General features: G+C 69.1%; 23 protein-coding genes and 1 riboswitch. Of the genes, 15 read left to right on the top strand and 8 right to left on the bottom strand.

What is annotated here, in order from left to right:
* The first annotated feature begins 14 nt into the window (after window positions 1-14).
* Window positions 15-1097: a helix-turn-helix transcriptional regulator gene (locus AB0M01_RS11110; protein WP_363667968.1), complete on the top strand. Its 1083-nt coding sequence runs from the start codon at window positions 15-17 to the stop codon at window positions 1095-1097.
* Window positions 1094-2296 carry a hypothetical protein gene (locus AB0M01_RS11115; RefSeq protein WP_363667970.1) on the top strand — a complete coding sequence of 401 codons (1203 nt, stop codon included), beginning with the start codon at window positions 1094-1096 and terminating at the stop codon, window positions 2294-2296. The genes AB0M01_RS11110 and AB0M01_RS11115 overlap by 4 nt, the downstream gene beginning before the upstream one ends.
* On the opposite strand, the gene AB0M01_RS11120 is transcribed toward AB0M01_RS11115, so the two are convergent.
* Entirely contained in the window at window positions 2230-2709 is a 480-nt protein-coding gene (locus AB0M01_RS11120; protein WP_363667973.1) for a GNAT family N-acetyltransferase, read from the bottom strand. The genes AB0M01_RS11115 and AB0M01_RS11120 overlap by 67 nt on opposite strands.
* Before the next feature lie 181 nt (window positions 2710-2890).
* A complete protein-coding gene (locus AB0M01_RS11125) occupies window positions 2891-3775 on the bottom strand; it encodes a carbon-nitrogen hydrolase family protein (RefSeq protein WP_363667975.1) in 885 nt (294 codons plus the stop codon).
* A gap of 338 nt (window positions 3776-4113) precedes the next feature.
* Here AB0M01_RS11125 and AB0M01_RS11130 point away from each other — a divergent pair, with 338 nt between their 5' ends.
* Together AB0M01_RS11130 and AB0M01_RS11135 are read left to right on the top strand one after the other, a co-directional pair.
* The gene (locus AB0M01_RS11130; protein ID WP_363667977.1) at window positions 4114-4638 is read left to right on the top strand and encodes a hypothetical protein; all 525 of its coding nucleotides are present in this window, start codon (window positions 4114-4116) and stop codon (window positions 4636-4638) included.
* Window positions 4635-5459 (top strand): nucleotide excision repair endonuclease, encoded by an 825-nt coding sequence (locus AB0M01_RS11135; protein ID WP_363667979.1) that lies wholly within the window; start codon window positions 4635-4637, stop codon window positions 5457-5459. Before AB0M01_RS11130 ends, AB0M01_RS11135 begins: the two co-directional genes overlap by 4 nt.
* A 1-nt stretch (window position 5460) precedes the next feature.
* Here the strand turns inward: AB0M01_RS11135 and AB0M01_RS11140 are convergent, their stop codons facing one another.
* The gene (locus tag AB0M01_RS11140) at window positions 5461-5745 is read right to left on the bottom strand and encodes a hypothetical protein (protein ID WP_363667981.1); all 285 of its coding nucleotides are present in this window, start codon (window positions 5743-5745) and stop codon (window positions 5461-5463) included.
* Between the two features lie 208 nt (window positions 5746-5953).
* On the opposite strand from AB0M01_RS11140, the gene AB0M01_RS11145 reads away from it, so the two are divergent.
* The 4 genes from AB0M01_RS11145 to AB0M01_RS11160 are packed head-to-tail and all read left to right on the top strand — an operon-like array spanning window position 5954 to window position 7896.
* A complete protein-coding gene (locus tag AB0M01_RS11145; RefSeq protein WP_363667983.1) occupies window positions 5954-6796 on the top strand; it encodes a biopolymer transporter Tol in 843 nt (280 codons plus the stop codon).
* A 57-nt stretch (window positions 6797-6853) separates the two neighbouring features.
* Window positions 6854-7354 carry a GNAT family N-acetyltransferase gene (locus AB0M01_RS11150; protein WP_363667985.1) on the top strand — a complete coding sequence of 167 codons (501 nt, stop codon included), beginning with the start codon at window positions 6854-6856 and terminating at the stop codon, window positions 7352-7354.
* A 9-nt stretch (window positions 7355-7363) separates the two neighbouring features.
* Complete coding sequence (locus AB0M01_RS11155) at window positions 7364-7654, top strand: DUF6247 family protein (protein ID WP_363667987.1); 291 nt, start codon at window positions 7364-7366, stop codon at window positions 7652-7654.
* Window positions 7655-7662: 8 nt separating this feature from the next.
* Window positions 7663-7896: a hypothetical protein gene (locus tag AB0M01_RS11160; protein WP_363667989.1), complete on the top strand. Its 234-nt coding sequence runs from the start codon at window positions 7663-7665 to the stop codon at window positions 7894-7896.
* Window positions 7897-7898: 2 nt separating this feature from the next.
* On the opposite strand, the gene AB0M01_RS11165 is transcribed toward AB0M01_RS11160, so the two are convergent.
* Both AB0M01_RS11165 and AB0M01_RS11170 read right to left on the bottom strand, forming a co-directional pair.
* Complete coding sequence (locus AB0M01_RS11165) at window positions 7899-8777, bottom strand: aminoglycoside phosphotransferase family protein (protein ID WP_363667991.1); 879 nt, start codon at window positions 8775-8777, stop codon at window positions 7899-7901.
* A 93-nt stretch (window positions 8778-8870) separates the two neighbouring features.
* Window positions 8871-10301, bottom strand: a complete 1431-nt coding sequence (locus AB0M01_RS11170) for an MFS transporter (protein ID WP_363667993.1) — start codon at window positions 10299-10301, stop codon at window positions 8871-8873.
* Between the two features lie 83 nt (window positions 10302-10384).
* On the opposite strand from AB0M01_RS11170, the gene AB0M01_RS11175 reads away from it, so the two are divergent.
* The 3 genes from AB0M01_RS11175 (at window position 10385) to AB0M01_RS11185 (ending at window position 11895) form a co-directional block, all read left to right on the top strand.
* Window positions 10385-11044: a TetR/AcrR family transcriptional regulator C-terminal domain-containing protein gene (locus AB0M01_RS11175; protein WP_363667994.1), complete on the top strand. Its 660-nt coding sequence runs from the start codon at window positions 10385-10387 to the stop codon at window positions 11042-11044.
* Window positions 11041-11610 (top strand): GNAT family N-acetyltransferase, encoded by a 570-nt coding sequence (locus tag AB0M01_RS11180; RefSeq protein ID WP_363667996.1) that lies wholly within the window; start codon window positions 11041-11043, stop codon window positions 11608-11610. The genes AB0M01_RS11175 and AB0M01_RS11180 overlap by 4 nt, the downstream gene beginning before the upstream one ends.
* A gap of 99 nt (window positions 11611-11709) precedes the next feature.
* Window positions 11710-11895, top strand: coding sequence for a YegP family protein (locus AB0M01_RS11185; protein ID WP_363667998.1), 186 nt, complete (start codon window positions 11710-11712; stop codon window positions 11893-11895).
* A 45-nt stretch (window positions 11896-11940) separates the two neighbouring features.
* Here the strand turns inward: AB0M01_RS11185 and AB0M01_RS11190 are convergent, their stop codons facing one another.
* The gene (locus AB0M01_RS11190; protein WP_363668000.1) at window positions 11941-12303 is read right to left on the bottom strand and encodes a YciI family protein; all 363 of its coding nucleotides are present in this window, start codon (window positions 12301-12303) and stop codon (window positions 11941-11943) included.
* 176 nt (window positions 12304-12479) lie between these two features.
* Here AB0M01_RS11190 and AB0M01_RS11195 point away from each other — a divergent pair, with 176 nt between their 5' ends.
* The 3 genes from AB0M01_RS11195 to AB0M01_RS11205 all read left to right on the top strand — a co-directional run bounded on the left by AB0M01_RS11195 (window position 12480) and on the right by AB0M01_RS11205 (window position 16555).
* The gene (locus AB0M01_RS11195; protein WP_363668002.1) at window positions 12480-14294 is read left to right on the top strand and encodes a right-handed parallel beta-helix repeat-containing protein; all 1815 of its coding nucleotides are present in this window, start codon (window positions 12480-12482) and stop codon (window positions 14292-14294) included.
* Window positions 14295-14302: 8 nt separating this feature from the next.
* A complete protein-coding gene (locus tag AB0M01_RS11200; RefSeq protein ID WP_363668004.1) occupies window positions 14303-15271 on the top strand; it encodes a pyridoxal-phosphate dependent enzyme in 969 nt (322 codons plus the stop codon).
* A gap of 237 nt (window positions 15272-15508) precedes the next feature.
* Window positions 15509-15701, top strand: a riboswitch (cyclic di-AMP (ydaO/yuaA leader).
* Window positions 15701-16555, top strand: a complete 855-nt coding sequence (locus AB0M01_RS11205) for a C40 family peptidase (protein WP_363668006.1) — start codon at window positions 15701-15703, stop codon at window positions 16553-16555. (Overlaps the previous riboswitch by 1 nt.)
* A gap of 125 nt (window positions 16556-16680) precedes the next feature.
* Here AB0M01_RS11205 and AB0M01_RS11210 read toward each other — a convergent pair whose 3' ends face one another.
* Window positions 16681-17337 carry a response regulator transcription factor gene (locus tag AB0M01_RS11210; RefSeq protein ID WP_363668008.1) on the bottom strand — a complete coding sequence of 219 codons (657 nt, stop codon included), beginning with the start codon at window positions 17335-17337 and terminating at the stop codon, window positions 16681-16683.
* Entirely contained in the window at window positions 17334-18536 is a 1203-nt protein-coding gene (locus tag AB0M01_RS11215; RefSeq protein WP_363668010.1) for a histidine kinase, read from the bottom strand. The genes AB0M01_RS11210 and AB0M01_RS11215 overlap by 4 nt, the downstream gene beginning before the upstream one ends.
* A 143-nt stretch (window positions 18537-18679) precedes the next feature.
* On the opposite strand from AB0M01_RS11215, the gene AB0M01_RS11220 reads away from it, so the two are divergent.
* Window positions 18680-19567: an ABC transporter ATP-binding protein gene (locus tag AB0M01_RS11220; RefSeq protein WP_363668013.1), complete on the top strand. Its 888-nt coding sequence runs from the start codon at window positions 18680-18682 to the stop codon at window positions 19565-19567.
* Window positions 19568-19585 lie beyond the last annotated feature (18 nt).

A 19585-nucleotide genomic window follows, 5' to 3' on the forward strand; every position in this document is an offset into this window, starting at 1 on the left:
CCGGGAGTGTACCTGTGATTGATTCGCATGAGGCTCGTCGGTTGGCTGGCAGGCTCCGAGAACTCCGCACGACGCATCAGCCGAAACTGACACAGGTTAGCCTGGCGCGAGCTCTGAGTAAGCGGTCGTCCGTCGCGGCCTCGACCATCAGTGGCTGGGAGTCTGAACGCATCCTCAGCCCGCCGCCGGCTGAACACCTGCACTCATACGCCTTGGTCTTCTGCTCGGATCGATCGAACGCTGACCCTCCGCGCCTGCTGTCCAAGGACGAACTCACGGCCGATGAGCTCCAGCGATTCGAGCAGCTCCACACGGAACTCATTGCGTTACGCAACGCGGCTGTCGGCCATGCCCGCACCGACGGCTCATCGGTCATCAGCTCGCCGACGTGGACCTTCGACGCCGGGCCCATCGCAATCATCTGCCCCGAGACCCCGCTGAGCGAGCGGCCCCCAATGGCCAACGAGAAGAACCCGAACTACACCCGGATGTATCGGTACGCCGATCTCGACGCCTTGGTAGATCTGTGGGGCCACATTCGGGCGGCGAACCCGAACCTCGAGGTCAGCCATCGGTTGGCGTCGGAGGTCGGCCCCGACGACCTGTCCGGTCACGTTGTCGTGATGGGCGGTATCGGGTGGAACCAGCTCACGCGGCGACTCCTGAAGGCATTGCGCGAGATGCCGGTGTCGCAGGTCGAAGTCGACGAGCTGAAGACAGGCGACATCTTCAGGACCAGCGGGGCAGAACCGGGCGAGTACTGGCCGGTGTGGGAGGACTTCGGTGACGCCGGGCGTGAACTGGTTGAGGACGTCGGGCTACTCGCCCGGGTGCGTAGTCCGTACAACCACAGCCGGACCATCACCATTTGCAACGGGGTCCACAGCCGCGGAGTGCTCGGATCGGTGCGGGCGCTCACCGATGTTGCCGTCCGGGAGCGTAACGAAGTATTTCTCGCCAACAGGTTCCCCGGTGGATCGTTCGCGCTGCTGATCCGCGTACCGGTGGTGAACGGTGAGGCGATGTCCCCGGATCTCGAAATCGACAGAAACCGGCTCTTCGAGTGGTCTCCGACAGAGAAGGCGACCGCGCGATGAGCAGCAGAACTCACCACGTCACGTCACACGCCTCGCTGCTGCGGGACGGTTCGTCCGCTCCTCCTTCGGGGACAAGCGGACGGCTCGATGCGATCGTCGTACCGGCGACCAGGCCGAACCTGCAGCGGGTGATCGATCTTTCCGCGATGCTGTCGGTCCCACTGGTGGTGCTGTGCAGTCAGCAGGCGAAGGCGGAGAAGGTCACAGCCCTAGTGGGTGCGACCTTCGGTGCAAAGGCACTCGTCGTCGACCTACCGCAGACATATCATCTGTTCGGGGGCGATCACTCGACGTTGGATCAGGTATTCAGGGATGCCAGCGCCGGGCGCACCAGCGATTTGAGCCTGAAACGCAATCTGGGTCTAGTCTTGGCCCGGCTACGGGGCTGGAGCAAGATCCTCTTCATCGACGATGACATCCAACCGTTGAGTCCCCGCGACGTCTCTCGATTCTCCGGTTCACTCGATCGTCATCCGGTGGCCGCGATGGCGAGCAGGTACTTCCCGGACAACTCGGTCGTCTGTCACGCACGCCGGCTCGCGGGGTTTCCTCAGGACGTGTTCGTGAGCGGCGCTGTGCTCGGTGTCAACACCCAGCACCCGGCGGTGTCGTTCTTTCCGGATGTGTACAACGAAGACTGGTTCTTCTTCGCACATCATGCGGCGGAACGATCATTGCCGAAGATCGGTGAGGCGCGACAGGACGAGTACGAGCCGTTCAAGGATCCTGAGCGGGCCGCCCGCGAAGAGTTCGGCGACGTTCTTGCTGAGGGACTGTATGCGTTGTTCAGCGGTATGTGTGGGTGGAAGCTTGAGGACCACCTGAAAGCTGCAGAGCACCGGAACCACTGGCGACAGTTCATGGACGATCGGAACACCATGATCTCGAAGACGTTCGATCGTCTGTCGGCTGTGCAGTGCAGACTCGAGACAGACCTGTCGTCGGCTCAGAAATCGCTGCTCAGGGCCAGCGAACAACTGGACCTGATCACGCCCGACGTCTGTGTCGAGTTCATCCGGCAATGGCGCTCTGACATCGATCGCTGGCAGAGATTGATGCCGCCGAGAGGACTCGCACTCAGTGAGCCCGAGGCGCTGGATGTGCTCGAGCTGACGACCTGGATCTCCTGCGGCTACGGCCAGCGTTCGGAAGGGCCCAACTTCAAGCGCACTTTCGACAGAGTTCCCGCCAGAGCGTGACGTTCGGCGGTCTCGAAACCCAGGCTTTCATAGGATTCCCGGGCCAGGTCGTTGCCGTCGAGAACCCAGACGTACCAGTGCTGGACGTCCGGTTCTAGTTCCATGATGCGGTGCAGCATGGTACGGAGCACGCCTTGTCTGCGGTGGGCGGGATCGACCCAGACTGACTCGATGTGCTTGGAGTCCGGCAGTTGCGCTGGGTCCTGGACTGACCGCGCGATGCCGACGGCCTGCTGGTCGATCAAGGCGACGACCCAGGACTCCTCGGTACAGCGGGTGCGCCAGTAGGCCTCGTCACCGGCTCTGGTGGCGTCGGCGTTCGGCAGGAACGCAGCCGGTGATTCGTCGAGGGCGCTGAGCCGGAGATCCTGAAGGAGCTTCCAGTCGTCGGCTGTGAGTACTTCGACGCGCAAAACTCCCCCTCACCCGGCGCGCCTCGCGGTGGCCGTTCAGCGGTCTCAGTCTCGGGGATGCGGAACAGACCGGCAACGCGCGCCGAGTGTCGGGGAGTACGCGGGCTCTGAGGGGACGGCGGGAGGACGGAGCGGGCCGGGCGGCCGGTCCGGGCTCGGAGCCCGGGCCGGTCGTTCGGTATTACGAAGTCACTCGGGAGCGGGCCAGCGTGCGCCAGGTGCGGGCGAGGTCGGGGAGTCTGTGGTCTAGGTGGAGGTCGTGGGTTGTGAGGGCGGGGGTGGCGGTGGGTGGGCATTGGGTGGCCCACTCACCGGTGGGGGTGGCGATGCCGGCTGTGGTGTTGGGGAGGTCGGGGTTGGTGGAGACGGCGAGGCTTACCCAGATGAGGTTGAGGACGGCGTGGGCGGGGGTTGCGGCGGCGGCGTTGTCCTTGGTGATGCCGGAGGTGGCGTAGGAGAGGAGGACGCAGTCGGCGTCGCGGCGTACGTAGTCGATGAAGATCTCGGGGATGTGGGCGTCCATGCCGACGGCCAGGCCGAAGCGGAAGCCGTCGAGGTCGAAGGTCTTCGGCTCGGTGCCGGGGGTGTACATGTAGTTGAGCTTGGTGGTGGACAGGGTGCGTTCGTCGTAGCGGGTGACGAGGGTGCCCTGGTCGTTGAAGACGTAGAGGGAGTTGTGGGGGCGGGCGTCCGGCTGTCGGTGGAGGGACGGGATGGCGGTCCAGATGCCTAGTTCGGCCGACAGGGCGGCGATGGAGGACAGTTCCTCGTCGAGGACGTGCCACTGGGCTTTGGTCCAGTCGGACGGGCCCAGTTCGTCGGGGCCGAGTTCGGACATGACGTACTTGCTGGGGAAGCAGAGGGCTCCCTCGGCGAACTGGACGAGGCGGGCGCCTTCCTTTGCCGCCTGGCGGATGAAGGTGCGGACCTCGGCGCCGCTCTCGCGGAGGGCGGCCTCGTCGGTCGGGTCCTGGCGGACCGTCGACTGTACGACGGCCAGTCGCAGGGTCGACGGGGGCTCGGTCTGCGTCTGGGTCTGAGTCTGGGTCTGGGGAGTTTCCGGCATGTCTTCTCCTGACGGAGTCGGACGGAAGTGCCGGAGGGCAGCCGTGTAGGACTCGCCGGTTTTGGCGGCGCGGGCACGGACCCGTCGCTTCAAGTTCCTGTGCGCTGTCATCTGGCCTTCCACGCACTCGACCGCGATCCCCCAGCGACCCCGTCCGAGGCGGGTGACCAGGACGAGCGGCCCGAGATCGGAGATCCCTTTGCCTTCAGCGGTGGACCGGGCTGGGGCCGGTCGACGAAGGTGAGGCGCGGGCCGCGCCGGACCTCCATCTTGACCGAGGCCGGGCGGGGTCGTCAAACAACCTGCGGATGTCGGAGCGGCTCGGTAGGGTCGGCGGCATGAGGATTCCGGTGCTGATCGTGAGTGGGCCGGTCGGGGTCGGGAAGAGCTCGGTCGCGCACGAGATGTTCGACCAGCTGATCGACCGCGACATCGCGCACGCGGTGATCGATCTCGATGCCTTCGGCATCAGTTGGCCGTACGCCGAGGGCGACCCGTACAACGAGCGGATGGCGCTGCGGAACCTGGCGTCGGTGTGGGCGAACTACGCCGAGGCCGGCATCGACCGGGCCATCATCGCGCGGGTGGTCGAGGCCGAGGCGGACCTGGCGGCGTACGCGGAGGCGATCCCGGGCGCCGAGATCGTCGTGTGCCGGCTGGTCGCCGAGGACGAGGTCCTGCGGGAGCGGGTGCGGCGGCGCGAGGCCGGGTCGTCGTACGAGGGGCTGGTCCGGCGATCGGTCGAGCTGGCCGCGAGTCTGGAGCAGTCGGGGCCGACGGATTTCGTGGTCGAGACGAGCGGGCGGGAGCTGGCGGAGATCGCGCTGGAGGTGCTGACCAAGGCCGGGTGGATCTCGGGGTGAGCGAGGTGCTGCGGGAGGTCGCGGCGCCTGGTTCGCCGGGGGTGTACTTGTTTCTCGACGGGGCCGGTGAGGTCCTGTACGTCGGGAAGGCGGGCAACCTCAAGCGGCGGCTCGCGCAGCATGCTGCGGCCAAGGGGCCTCGGGTGGGGCTGTACGAGAGGTACGACCTGGTACGCCGAGTGGTCTGGGAGGTCGCGGCGTCCGAGGAGGCGGCGGCCTGGCGGGAGTCGGAGCTGATCTTCGCGCTGCGGCCGGCGTACAACGCGAACACCGGGGTGCGTGGGGTCGCGGCGGTGGGGCAGGGTGCTCGGGTTCCTTACGTGGTGGTGCATGACGAGGCCGCGGGTGTCTTGCGGCTTCGGCTCGGCAGCTCTGCTGACGGGCGGGCCTACGGGTGCTTCCCGCATCTGGGGAAGGGCGTCTCGTCGTCACTCGGGATCGCTTGCAGTGATGGGTACACGGCGCTGCTTCGGTTGCTGTGGGCAAGCGACGGCGTCGGGGAACGGATGCCTGCGGCAATCACTCGGGCGGCGCCGGAGGAGTTCGCGGTGGTGGTCGAGCTGCGGGAGGAGTTGCACGGGTTTCTGGCTGGGGCGCGGGCGAAGCTCGCGGACGAGCTGCTGCAGCGGGCGGGCGCTCGGCCGGCGTACATGTTGCCGGCGTTGAAGCGGGATCGGGAGCTGGCGCTGCGGTTCTTCGCGGGTGGGCCGCGGCTCGTGCGCGAGCGGAGGTTGCGGCACGGCGTACGGGGGCGGGTGCTGGATGCGGCGACGTACCGGCGGTTGGTGTGCGAGGAGATCGCGCCGGTGCTGAAGGGCTGAGTCAGTCGACCCAGCGCCACCAGGCGGACTCGCCGTCGATGTGGAGGAGGTACTCGGCGACGGGGGTGCCGTTCGGGTCGACGAGGGTGAGGGTGGAGCGGATCTCGGCGGTCGCGGAGGCCCAGGCGTCCTCGTCGGACTCGAGTTGCTCGAACAGGTGCTTGACGTCGTCGAACGCCGGCGTCGGCTCGACATGGGCCTGGAGCCAGGGGTAGTCGGCGCCGACGACGACCAGGGCGGCGACCAGCTCGTCGCCGCGTTTCAGGTGCCAGGTCTGGTCTTTCATGGGGTCGAGCCTAGGGCGTGTCTCCTAGTTCCCGCCGTAGCGAGCAGGTGCTCGGCGCGGTAGCTCGGAGTGCTGGAGTGAAGGCCTCGATGTTTTTCCATCGTGGCCTTTGCTCCAGTGCTCCGAGGTGCCGTGCCGAGTGCCGCGCAGTAGGCGGGAACTAGGAGACACGCCCTACGCCGCGGTGGGCGCGGGTAGGTTCTGCGGTATGGCGCGGACTCTTGCGGATGGGCAGACGGCTGAGGTCTACGTGGTCGACGTACGGACGGGGGTGAGCCGGCTGGTGTTCTCGTCGCGGGACGTTCTGGTCGAGGCTCCGAACTGGTCGCCGGACGGGAAATGGCTGGTGGTGAACGGGGACGGGAAGTTGTTCCGGCTTTCCGTCGAGGGCGGGGAGCTGGAGGAGATTCCGCTCGGTGGGGTGCCGGAGATCAACAACGATCATGTGATCGGGCCGGATGGGGAGACGGTTTACGTTTCGGCTGAGGACGGGCATTTGTACGGCGTGACCGACGGGGCTGCTCGGCGGGTAAGCAATGAGCGCGGTGTGGGGTTCCGGTATTACCTGCACGGGGTTTCGCCGGACGGTTCGACGTTGGCCTACATCGGGATGGATGCCGAGCGGCGGACGAATGTGTGGACCATTCCGTCGAGCGGTGGGGACGATGTGGCAGTGACGGACGATGCCTTTGCCGACGACGGGGCGGAGTTCGGGCCGGACGGGGAATGGATCTACTTCAACTCCGAGCGCGCTTCGGCGAATGCGCAGCTTTTCCGGATTCGCGGTGAAGTGCTCGAGCAGTTGACGCACGACGAGCGGGTGAACTGGTTTCCGCACCCGGCGCCGGACGGGTCGGCGATCGCTTACGTGAGTTTCCCGCCGGGGACGGTCGGGCATCCGGCCGATGTCGAGGACGTTCGGGTGCGGTTGCTGGTCGACGGGGAGATTCGGGAGGTCGCGACGGTGTTCGGTGGGCAGGGGACGATGAACGTGGCGAGCTGGTCGCCGGACAGCCGGTTCTTCGCGTACGTCGCGTACCCGGTCGGCTGAGTCGCGGCACGTGAAAGTCCGTCGCGTCCGGCGGGCGGCCGGAGGTAGGTTCGCCGGATGGTGACGGTGGAACGGGTCACGGCCGAGCACGCGGACGAACTGCTGCGGTTCGAGCGGGAGAACCGGGAGTACTTCGCGCGGGTGATCCCCGATCGCGGTGACGCGTACTTCGCGGAGTTCCCGGCGCGGCACGCGGCGCTGCTGGCGATGCAGGACGCAGGGACCGACCGGTTTCATGTCCTGGTCGACGACGGGCGGATCCTCGGGCGGGTCAACCTGGTGATGATCGAGAACGGCACGGCCGACCTCGGCTACCGCATCGCGGAGTCGGCCGCCGGGCGCGGGCTGGCGACGTGGGGGGTGCGCGAGGTCGTCGGTACGGCGTACGGGCTGTCGGTGATCACCGCGCGGACGACGGTCACGAACCTCGCGTCGCAGAGGGTGCTCGCGCGCACGGGGTTCGTGCGCACCGGGGAGCTCGAGCTGAACGGCAAGCCGGCGTACAGCTTCGCGCTGGCTGTGGACAACGTGCAGCGGGCCGGATCGGCGAGCGGTTAATCTGAGGACATGACTGCGCAGCCGGTTCAGGGACCCGGGGACGACCCCGCGGAGATCCTGCGCGTGCTGCCGCAGCGGTGGCACGAGCAGTTCCTGAACGAGTACCACCAGGCGCTGGACGCGGCGCACGAGGTCTGGCGGTTCCGGCAGCTGCGCGACGTACTGCATCTGTGGCAACTCAGGGCGGTGGCTTACTCCCGCCCTGAGTTCGACGAGGCGGCAGCCGCCGCACGTGAGAGCCGGGACGAGGAGTTCGTGCCAGCGGATCAGGTCCTACCAGGGTGGCCTGACCGGACGTGAAGTACCGCGTGGAGTTCCACGCGACCGCACTTGCTCAGCTCCACGGACTCCCGCCGGAGGCTTTCGACGCGTTGGTGCGGCGCGCCACCGAACTCGTCTCCGACCCCTGGGACAGCCTGCCGCTGAGTCCGGACGAACCGGCGTTCCGGCAGACGACCTTTGACTCGTTCGGCTTGTTGTCGTTCTTCCTCGACACCGAGCGGGAACTACTGCGGATATTCGACGTGACCTGGGTGGGATGAGGTCAGAGGAGTAGCTCCGCGATTCGGTCGGCTAGGGCGATGCCCAGGCGCGGCTGGTGGTGGAGGCGTTCCCAGAGGGCTGAGCTGACGGCTCGGGCCTGGGTGGTTCGGCGGGCGAGGGTGGGGTCTACGCCGGCTGCCTCGCTGTACGTCGCCAGGCGGCGGTGGAGGCCTGGTTCGAGGTTGTCGGTGATTTCTTCGATGCGGTCGCGGACGATGGTGGCGGCGTCGAAGGCGGCGGTGCCGGCCAGGCCTTTGGGGTCGATGACCAGCCAGGGTTCGCGGTGGGCGCGGAGGATGTTGGCGAAGTGCAGGTCGCCGTGGAGCATCGTGTCGGTTCGGTCTTCGGCGAGGGCCTCGACGGTTTCCAGGGCTGCGTCGATCTGGCGGCGTGGGAGCGGGTGGCCCAAGTGTTTGCTTTGGGCAAGTAATTGGCGGGACCAGCCGGGGAGGGTTGCTGTCAGGCGGGGGATCTCCGGGGGTGCGGGTACGGCGAGGCGGCGGGCGAGGGTGCCGGCCAGGTGCCAGGGGTCTTCGGTGGCGGTGGACAAGGTTTCGCCGGGGAGGCGTTCGAGGAGCATCGCGAACGCCTGGTCGTCGCGTTCGAGGAGGTGGATGGCGCCGGTACCGGACCAGGTGGCGAGGGCGGTGGGCTCGAAGCGGTGGCCGGGGTGGGGGAAGGAGAGTTTGAGGATCACGGGGGTGCCGGCGCGGGTCGCGGGGACGATCAGGGCGACCTGGCCGTGGATCGCGGGTGCCGTCTGGGTGCAGTGCCAGCGCCCGAGGTGGTGCTCGGTGAGGGCGGGGAGCTGGTCGAGCCAGGTCCGGCCGGGAGCACCCTCTCGGGCGATGGTCTGCTGGGCGAACGCGGCGGGGATCACCCGCACACCGTAGACACCTGGGGCCGCCGCGAACGCCGGGCCGGCCGCGCGAGCGCCGCGAGCAGGCGACGCGCGCGGCCGAGCCCCCGGCGATCAGGCAGCGGCGGCTGCCTCGGTGAGCTGTTCGGCGGTGGGCTGGATCTGGGGAGTGACCAGCGTGACCACCACGTTGGCGACCGCGAACAGCGCCGCGACCAGCATCCCCCGCTGGAAGCCCTCGACCAGCGCTTGCTGCTGAGCCACACCAGCGACGAGGGCGTCCGTCGTACGCGTGATGGACAGAGTCGTGACGATGGCCAGGCCGAGTGCGCCGCCGACTTGGTACATCGTGGTGACAGCGCCCGACGCGGCGCCGGCCTCGTGGTGCTCGACCTCGGAGACCGCCGCGATCTGAGCCGGTACGGCGACGCCGATGATGCCGAGCCCGAACAGAATGAAGCCGGGCAGCAGATGCGACGCGTAAGCGCCGGTGGCGTCAGCGCGGGAGAGCAGGATCAGCGCCGCCAGCGAGAGCACCGAGCCGCCGAGCTGGACTGTGCGGGTGCCGACCTTCTGGACGAGCTGGGACGCGATCACCGCGCCGAGTACGGCGGCGAAGCCCATCGGCAAGAAGTGCACGCCGGCCTGCAGAGCGGAGTCGCCGCGGACCTGTTGCAGGTAGATCGCGGTCAGGAAGAACATCGACAGGAAGCCCGCGCCGTTCAGCGCCAGCGAAACGCTCGAGACGCTCAAAGCACGCGAACGGAACAGCCGCAGCGGGACCAGCGGCGCCTTGGAGCGCGACTCGACCAGCACGAAGGCGCCCAGCAGCAGGACGCCGCCGACCAGGAAGCCCAGGACCTCGAAAGATCCCCAACCGCGCGGCTCGGCGCGGACCACGGCGTACACGATCGCCAGCAGTCCACCCGTGCCGAGTACGGCGCCGGCGGTGTCGAAGCCGCGCGGCCGGTCCTCGTTGTGGCGCAGGTCGGGGACGAAGACCGGGATCAGCGCGACCAGCGCGAGCACGATCGGCACGTTGACGAAGAACACCCACTGCCAGCTGAGCGAGTCGACCAGTACGCCGCCGGCGACGACGCCGAGGGTGCCGCCGAGCCCGGCCAGGCCGCCCCAGACGCCCATCGCGATGTTGCGTTCGCGGCCGTGCGCGAACGTCATGGTCAGGATCGCGAGCGCGGCCGGTGAGAGCAGCGCGCCGCCGAGGCCCTGGACTGCGCGCGCGCCGATCAGGAACTCCGGCGAGGTCGCCAGCCCACCGACCAGCGAGGTGACGCCGAACAGCAGCAGCCCGGCGATGAAGACGCGGCGGGGTCCGAGCAGGTCGGCCATCCGGCCGCCGAGCAGCAGGAAGCCGCCGAAGAGCAGGGTGTACGCGCTGATCACCCACTGCAGGGTCTCCGCGGAGAAGCCGAGATCGGCCTGGATGTCGGGCAGCGCGACGTTCACGATCGTCACGTCGAGCACCACGATGAACTGCGCCAGGGCCAGCACCGCCAGGGTGGCCCAGGGACTGCGTCGCTTCACGACTACCTCACTTGGTCTACGCCGTATGTATACGTTGTAAGCTGACGTCGTACACGCTAGGTCTACGGTGTAAACTTGTCAACATGCCCACCCTCACCAAGCGGCTCGACCCCGCCCAGGTCGTCGACAGCGCGCTCGAGCTGGCCGACACCGAGGGCCTGGACGCGGTCACTCTGCGGCGGCTCGCGCAGCTGCACGAGGTGACCCCGATGGCGCTCTACCGGCACTTCAGCGACAAGCTCGACCTGCTGAACGCGCTCGGCGACCGGCTGCTCGCCGACATCGAGCTGCCGGAGCCGTCGGAGCGTCCGTGGGAGGAGCGGCTGCGGCAGATGCTGACCGCGTTCGTCGCGGCCCTGCGGCCGCACCCGCGTGTGGCCGGGCTGACGCTGACCCGGATCCTGATCGCCGAGCCCGGTCTGGAGATGGCCGAGCGGACGATGGAGATCCTGGTCGACGGCGGCTTCGACCCCGACTACGCCGCCGAGGTGGGCCGGCAGTCGATCTGCTCACTGATCACCCTGGTCACCACCGAGCCCGGCGCCGGCGAGGACCCCGAGCCGTCCGCGCGCGAGCAGGCCCTGCGCCTCAAGCGCGCCACGCTGAGCGCGCTCGACCCCAAGCGCTACCCGCTGATCACCGGCACCGCCGACACCCTGGTCTGCCCGGCCTCCACCGACGATTACTACTCGTTGGGTATCGATCTCGTTGTCGCGGGGATTCGCGGCGTCCGACCGGCATGACGATCAGCATCCTGACGTACCTCGAGCAGACCACCCCGTACGACGTACGCCCGGCCAAGCCCACCTCCGCCGAGCTGCGCCGGGTCGAGGAGCTCTCCCCCGAGTTCGCCCGCTACCTCTACAGCGCCGTCGGCGGCGAGTGGCACTGGACCGAGAAGCTCAAGTGGGACTGGGCCCGCTGGGTCGAGCACCTGACCAGGCCGGCCTTCGAGACCTGGGTCGCGTACGCCGGCGGCGTACCGGCCGGCTACATCGCGCTGAAGGGCGAGGGCACCGAGGTGGAGGTGGAGAACTTCGGCCTGCTCCCCAGCTTCATCGGCCGCGGTATCGGCGGTCACCTGCTCACCGTGGGGCTCCAGCAGGCCTGGACCTTCCCGGAGCGACACCCGGAGCTCAGCGAGGTCACCCGCGTCTGGCTGCACACCAACACCCTCGACGGCCCCAACGCACTCGCCAACTACAAGGCCCGCGGCCTCCGGCCCTACAAGACAGAGCAAGAGGAGCGCCCGGACGCCGACGGCCCGACCCCTGGTCCCTGGCCCGGCGCTAACCGGCCCACCGCCTAGTACGCCGTACCGATCGGCCGAGCGCTCGGCCGGTCGGGCGACACGGCGTGAGTCCGCCGCTACGCTCCGAACCAGACCATCACCACGGGAGGTTCGACAATGGCGGGCAAGTTCGAGCTGTACGAGGACAAGTCGGGCGAGTTCCGGTTCCGGCTGAAGGCCGGCAACGGCGAGGTGATCGCGACCAGCAGCGAGAGCTACAAGACCAAGGCCTCGGCGCTGAACGGGATCGAGTCGATCAAGAAGAACGCCGGCGACGCGCAGGTCGACGACCAGACCTCCTGACGCCGTTGACGGCAGGGACCATCCGCGTCCCTGCCGTCCAGGCTGTCAGCGCTCCTGCTCGAAGACCACTTCGCGCACCTCGACGCCGAGGCCCTCGACGCCGGCGTCGGGAATCATCGCCGCCAGTTCCTCGACCCGCTCCCGGGACGCGCAGTCCAGCAGGTAGTAGCCGGCCAGGAACTCCTTCGCCTCCACGAACGGCCCGTCGGTCACAGCCGGGACGCCGTCGCGGACCTTCACCACCGACGACTTGGCCGGCTCGGCCAGCGCCACCGTGCTGCGGAACTCGCCCGACTCCTGCACGGTCGCCAGGAACTTCTCGTGCCCGCTGAAGATCGCCTGCTGTTCGGCCTCGGTCAGCGCGCTCAGGACGTCGGGGTTGATGTTCAGGACCACCAGGTACTTCACGAGGTTCTCCTCCGGTTCCGGCTCCCGGGGTGGAAGCCGCTCGTCATCAGTACGGAGCCGTCCCGCCCGTCTTGACATGCTACGAAGCCTGGCGGCCATCGAGCGGCTGTGGGACGGTGAAGTCTCGGAAAGCCGGTTTGCTGGGGGAGCCGCGAACGGCTTTGGGGGAACTGCTGATGCGTCGCGTCGTCCTGTCCTGTCTCGTCCTCGTCGCTGCGCTGCTGGTTCCGGCCGGCCCCGCGCAGGCGGCCACGATCACCGTCACCACCACCGCCGACGTCGTCAGTGGCGCCGACGCCTTCACCTCGCTCCGGGAGGCGGTGACCGCGGCCAACGCGGCCGCGACGCCGACCACGATCACGCTGGCGGCTGCGGCGTCGTACGGGCTGAACCTGTGCGGCGACAACGACACCAACGCCTCCGGCGACCTGGACAGTACGTCGGCGCAGCCGCTGACGATCGACGGCAACGGCGCGACGATCGACCAGAACTGCGCCGGCGAGCGCGTGCTCGACGCGATCGACTCGGACGGCTCGATCGCCTTGCAGGCGGTCACTTTGACCGGTGGCGACGACGTCGACGGCGCCGCGCTGCGGCACAACGGCGACGCCTCGCTGACGGACTCCACCGCGACCGGCAACAACGCCGGGACAGGCAGGGTGCTCGCCAGCTCGCTCGGTGGCGCAGTGCTCGACCTGACCGACTCGAGCGTTCACGACAACACCGGTACGGGCGTGGCACTGTCGCTGGGCACAGTGCACATCACCGGTACGACGATCAGCGGCAACACCGGCCGCGGCGTCGGTCTGACCGACGGCGCGCTGACCGTGACCGGCTCGACGATCAGCGACAACGGTGGCGACGGCGTACGGACGACTGGGCAGGGGTCCGGTCTGTTCACGTTGACCGACACGACTGTGGACAACAACGGCGGGACCGGCGTGATCTGCTCGGCCTGCGGCGACCTGACCGTCACCGGCTCGACCATCACCGGCAACCACCCGGCGGGGACGAGCCAGGGCGGCGGCGTACAGGTGCTGTTCGACCAGGACGCTCCGGCTGACCAGCCGGTCGTCACGGTGACCGAGACGACGATCTCCGGTAACACCCGGAGCGGCGCGGGCGGTGGCCTCAGTACCGGCATCATCGAGAACAGCGGCGGGCCTCCCCCGGCGCAGATCCACGTGATCCGCTCGACGATCAACGGCAACACCGCATCAGGTGTGGCGGACAGCCAGGGCGGCGGCATCTCCGCGCTGACCGGCGAGGTGCGGGTCGACAACTCGACTGTCACCGGCAACAGCGCGGACGCAGCAGGCGGTGGCATCTACACGCTGGACCACGACGTGCACCTGCGGCACGCGACGGTGTCCGGCAACACCGCTGGTGGAGTCGGCGACAACGTAGCGACCAACGCTGGGCTGCACACGTTCGGCTCGATCCTGGCCGGTGGCCCTGGCGGTAGCGACTGCGCTGTCGAGCTGGCGACTACTTCTACTGGCTACAACTTCGACAGCGACGGCAGCTGCTCGCTGAGCGGCCCGTCGGACCAGACCGGCAGCCCGCAACTGGCAGCACTCGCCAGCAACGGCGGCCCGACCCAGACCATGCTGCCGCTGGCTGCATCCCTGGCGAACGGACTGGTCCCGGCAGCGGCGTGCACTGTACTTACTACGGACCAGCGCGGAGTCGCGCGGCCACAGGGCACCAACTGCGAGGCCGGAGCCGTTGAGGTCGCCGAAGCCCCACCAGCTCCCAGCTGCACCCACACCGGCACGAACGGCAGCGACCTGCTGATCGGCACGCCCGGCAACGACGTCCTGTGCGGCCTGAAGGGCGACGACCTGCTGCTCGGCGGCGGCGGCAAGGACATCCTCTACGGCGGCAAGGGCAAGGACGTGCTGATCGGCGGTCCCGGCAAGGACGTCCTGAACGGCGGACCGGGCAAGGACTTCTGCCTGGGGATCGGAGACACCCTGATCTCCTGTTGAATAAGGGCATGCTGACCTACGACGACGTACGGGCCGCCGCTGAGCGGATCGCCGGAGCGGCCCACCGGACGCCGGTGCTGACGTCGCGGACGCTGAACGAGCGGGTCGGCGCCGAGGTGTTCCTGAAGGCGGAGAACTTCCAGCGGATCGGGGCGTTCAAGTTCCGGGGCGCGTTCAACGCGGTCAGCCGGCTGACCGCGGAGGAACGGGCGCGCGGCGTCGCGGCGTACTCGTCGGGGAACCACGCCCAGGCGGTCGCGCTGGCGGCGGCGCTGGCCGGGACGCGCGCGGTGATCCTGATGCCGGCCGACGCGCCGCCGACGAAGGTCGCGGCCACCCGCGGGTATGGCGCTGAGGTGGTCACCTACGACCGCTACACCGAGGACCGAGCGGCGCTGGCCACGAAGCTGTCGGAGGACCGCGGGCTGACGCTGATCCCGCCGTACGACCACTACGACGTGATGGCCGGGCAGGGCACGGTGGCGCTGGAGCTGATCGAGGAGGTCGGGCCGCTCGGTGCGCTGCTCGTCCCGGTCGGCGGCGGCGGGCTGATGGCCGGCTGCGCGACCGCGGCGACCGTCGCCTCCCCCGGGATCCGGATGATCGGCGTCGAGCCGGCCGCGGGCGACGACCACGCCCGGTCGCTGGCCGCCGGGCAGCGGGTCGAGATCGAGGTGCCGCGGACGATCGCCGACGGCCAGGCGATCTCGACGCCTGGCGAGCTCACCTTCGCGGTCAACCAGCGGCGGGTGGAGGCGTTCGCGCTGGTCTCCGACGACGAGATCCGGGCCGCGATGGCGTTCGCGTTCGAGCGGCTGAAGATCGTTCTCGAGCCGAGCGGGGCGAGCGCGCTGGCGGCGCTGCTGGCCGGCCGGGTCGCTGACCTGCCGGAGCGCGTCGGAGTGGTGCTTTCAGGCGGGAACGTGGGCCTGGAGAGGTTCCTGGAACTGCTCAGCGAAGGGCAGCCTGAGTACTGACTGTGCCGGTTGTCACAGACAGCAACCTCTGATTGTGACCCAGGTCACAGAAATCGGCTGTGCGGGCGCCTGAACGCCGCTCAGACACGCTCAGGACACCTGGTGTTCAGCAGCGGTCGCTGACCCGTCAGAGAGCCACTGAGGGCCTTTTGGGAGGGTCTCTGTGGATTGGAGGGTTTGCGTCGTGACCGTTCTGTTATACAGTCGTCGGCGGTTCGACAAATTAGCCGAACTGCATGTGTGTCAACGCCGAGTCCTGCCAGGCACACATGTTCCCCTCGAACAACCATGGCAGGAGTGGGGGACCCAGGATGTTGGGGTCCGGCTGTGAGTGGCCGGGTCCCTGGGGTGAAGTCCGCGGGAGCGGACCGGGCGATCGACTTCCAGCCCGAACCCGACAGCTAACTCCGCAGGCGTCGGGAGACAACCATGCCCGTCACTGCCCGACGGACAGCGCTTCTGCGCGCCGTCACCACGAGCGAGTCCAGTACCCGGCCGACCGGACGGACGCTGGCCAAGCACCGCAAGACCAGCAAGTCCTCGGCTCCCCGCACCCCGCGAGCCGCGGCCGCCGTCCTCTCGGTCGGCCTGGCCGTCTCCGGCGGAGCGGCGCTCACCATCGCCGCCCCGGCCGACACCGCTCACGCAGGCACCTCGAAGACCACCTCGGCCGCGTGGGCCCGGGGCAACAAGGCGATCAGCACCAAGCCGCTGCTGCGCTACGCCGACGCCGGTTCCGCCGTCCGCTACGTGCAGCGCTCGCTCGACGTCCCGGCCGGCGGCTGGTACGGCTCGGCGACCCGCACCGCGGTGGCCAACTTCCAGCGCCGCGTGGGCCTGCCCCGCACCGGCACCATGACCGTGAACACCTGGCGCTCGCTGTTCTACGCCGCCAGCCACGGTCTGCTGCACGGCGGCTCCGGCAAGGCGACGACCTTCCAGGCCAAGGTGCTGAAGGAGGCCGCGAAGCTCAAGGGCACGCCGTACCGCTACGGCGGCACCACGACCAAGGGCTTCGACTGCTCCGGCTACACCGGCTACGTCTACAAGAAGGCCGGCAAGAAGCTGCCCCGCACCTCGCGTCAGCAGTACGCCGCGACCAAGCACATCAGCCGCAAGGCAGCCAAGCCGGGCGACCTGGTGTTCTTCAAGAGCGGTGGCGGCGGCGTGTACCACGTCGGCATCTACGCCGGCGCGAACACCCTGTGGCACGCCTCGAAGCCGGGCAAGCCGGTCGCGAAGGCGAAGATCTGGAGCTCGAACGTGGCCTTCGGCCGCAAGTGATGCTCCGGACCGGGGCTGACCCGGTCCAGACCGTCAGCGAGACCGGATCCCCCCTCCGGTCGCTGACCTGAAACCGGCTGTGCGTCGCCGCCCCACCCCTCCGGCGGCGCACGGCCGGTTTCCTTTTACTCGTCCAGGAGTCCCGCGTCGTGGGCCAGGATCGCGACCTGGACCCGGTTGGTGGCTTCGAGCTTCACCAGCACCCGCGAGACGTGCGCCTTCACGGTCGCCTCGCTCATGAACAGCGTCTTGCCGATGTCGGCGTTCGACAGTCCCTTCGCGACCGCGGCGAGCACCTCGCGCTCCCGGTCGGTGAGTGCGGTGAGCCGCGCCCGCGCCTCGCGCTGGCGATCGGTCCGCGGGTCCGCCGCGAAGTGCCCGATCAGCCGACGGGTCACCGCCGGCGACAGCATCGCCTCACCGGCCGCGACCACCCGGACGGCCTGGACCAGCTCACGCGGCGGCGTGTCCTTCAGCAGGAACCCGCTCGCCCCCGCCTGCAGCGCGCGGAACACGTAGTCGTCCAGGTCGAACGTGGTCAGTACGACGACCTTCGGCGGATCCGGCAGCGCCTGGATCTCGCGGGTCGCGGCCAGTCCGTCCAGCCGTGGCATCCGGATGTCCATCAGGACGACGTCCGGCTTGTGCTCGCGGACCATCGCGGCCGCGTCGGCACCGTCCTCGGCCTCGGCGACCACCTCGAGGTCCTCGTCGGACTCCAGGATCATCTTCAGCCCGGCCCGGACCAGCGCCTCGTCGTCCACGATCAGCAGCCGTGTCATGCCTCTCCTTCTCTCCCGTCCGACCAGGGCAGCCAGGCCTCGACCTGCCAGCCGCCGTCCTGCGTGGGCCCGGTGGTCAACTGGCCGCCGGACAGGGTGACCCGCTCGCTCAGCCCGACCAGCCCGGCACCGGACCCCGGGAGAAGTGAACCAGCCGCGACCGGCCGGACGTTGCGGACCCGCACGGTGACCCCGTCACCTTCCTGCCCCCGGACCAGGACCTCGGTGGTCGCGCCGCGCGCGTGCTTGTGGACGTTGGTCAGCGACTCCTGGACGACCCGGTAGACCGTCCGCCCGACCAGCGGCGGTACGTCGTCCGGCAGATCGATCGAGCTGCGGACGTCGACGCCCGCAGCCCGCGAGTCGTCGACGAGCTTGGCCAGGTCGGACGCCTTCGGCACCGGCGCCAGGTCGGCGCCGTCCTCGCTGACGTCGGCCTTGAGTACGCCGAGCACCTCGCGCAGGTCCTCCATCGCCTGCCGCGCGGTCTGCCGGATCAGCCCGGCGGAGCTCTCCACCTTCTCCGGCCCGACCGCCGGGTTCACTTCCAGGCCGCCCGCGTGCAGCGCGATCAGCGACACCTTGTGCGCCAGGACGTCGTGCATCTCCTGGGCGATCCGGGCCCGCTCGCCGAGCTTGGCCTGCTCGGCGCGCAGCTCGCGTTCGGCCTCGGCCCGCTCGGCCCGGTCCCGCAGCGAGACCATCAGGTCCCGCCGGGCGCCGATGTAGGCACCGACGGCGACCCAGCTGCCGATCAGGAACGGCCCGGTGAAGAGCAGCACGTACGGCTCGGTGTTGTCCCCCCACGAGGTCCCGACGTACGCCGCGTAGCCGGCCACGCTGAGGACCGCGAGCCAGACGTCGCGGCGGCGGATCGCCAGCGTCAGCAGCGCCAGGCCCATCGGGACGAAGATCTGCGCGACGGCCATCGCCAGGATGCCGATCACCGTGACGGCGATCGGGTACCGGCGGCGCCACCACAGCACCAGCGAGGCGAAGATGCCGACGCCGAGCACGAACCAGCTCTTGGTCACCCATCCTTCGCGGCCGCCGGTGCTGGTCGCCTGGGCCAGGATCGTCAGCAGGCTGAAGCCGATGTACATCAGGTCGCGGAAGCGCGGGGCGTGCTTGACGAACCAGGCGTACCACCGGCGGACCCGGCGGTACGGCCGGCGCAGCCAGGCGTACGACCAATGCATTCCGTCAGCCTAGTCGCGCTGTGTCATGTCTTTCGTCCCCCTTGTGGGGGTCCTGGAGTCACAGTTGTGGCGACTTTCGTAGGGGGCCGGTCGAGACGGTCGGTCGATGTGGCGCGGGGGTCCGCGGCGGAAGAGTAGGGCCCATGATCACCGTCGAGAACCTGAGCAAGCGGTACGGCAGCACCACGGCTGTCAGCGATGTCTCCTTCACCGTCCAGCCCGGCAGCATCACCGGCTTCCTCGGGCCGAACGGTGCCGGCAAGTCCACCACGCTGCGGATGCTGACCGGCCTGACCCCGCCGAGCGCGGGCACCGCCACCATCGCCGGCCAGCGGTACGCCGACCTGCCGAACCCCGGCCGCGTCGTCGGCGTCATGCTCGACGCCGCCGCCCAGCACCCGGGCCGGACCGGCCGCGAGACGCTGGCGCTGAACGCGAGCGTGCTGGGCGTACCGAAGTCCCGGGCCGACGAGATGCTCGAGGCGGTCGGCCTGACCGGCGCCGCGAAGCGCCGCGTCGGCCAGTACTCGCTCGGCATGCGGCAGCGGCTCGGCATCGCCAGCGCGCTGCTCGGTGACCCGGCGGCGCTGATCCTGGACGAGCCGGCCAACGGTATGGACCCCGAGGGCATCCGCTGGATGCGTGGGCTGCTCCAGGACTTCGCCGCCCGCGGCGGCACCGTGATCCTGTCCAGCCACCTGCTGGGCGAGGTGCAGGCCACCGTCGACCGGCTGGTCGTCATCGGTGGCGGCCGGATCGTCGCCGACGGCTCGCTCGACGAACTGCTGGCCGGCAGCGGCACGCTGGTCCGCGGCCTGGACCCGATCGGACTGAACCAGGCCCTCACCGCGGCCGGGCTGAGCCTGGAGCCGCTGCAGGACGGCGCCCTGCGCGTCGACGCCACCGCCGAGCAGGTCGGCCGTGCGGCCGCCGCCGCGGGCCAGATCCTGATCGAGCTGCGCGAGAGCGACAGCGCCGGTCTCGAGGAGCTGTTCTTCCAGCTGACCACCCCGACCGCCGCCGCGGCCTGACCACGTCTTCCACAGGAG

Source organism: Kribbella sp. NPDC051770, from assembly GCF_040681455.1.
Classification (GTDB): Bacteria; Actinomycetota; Actinomycetes; order Propionibacteriales; family Kribbellaceae; genus Kribbella.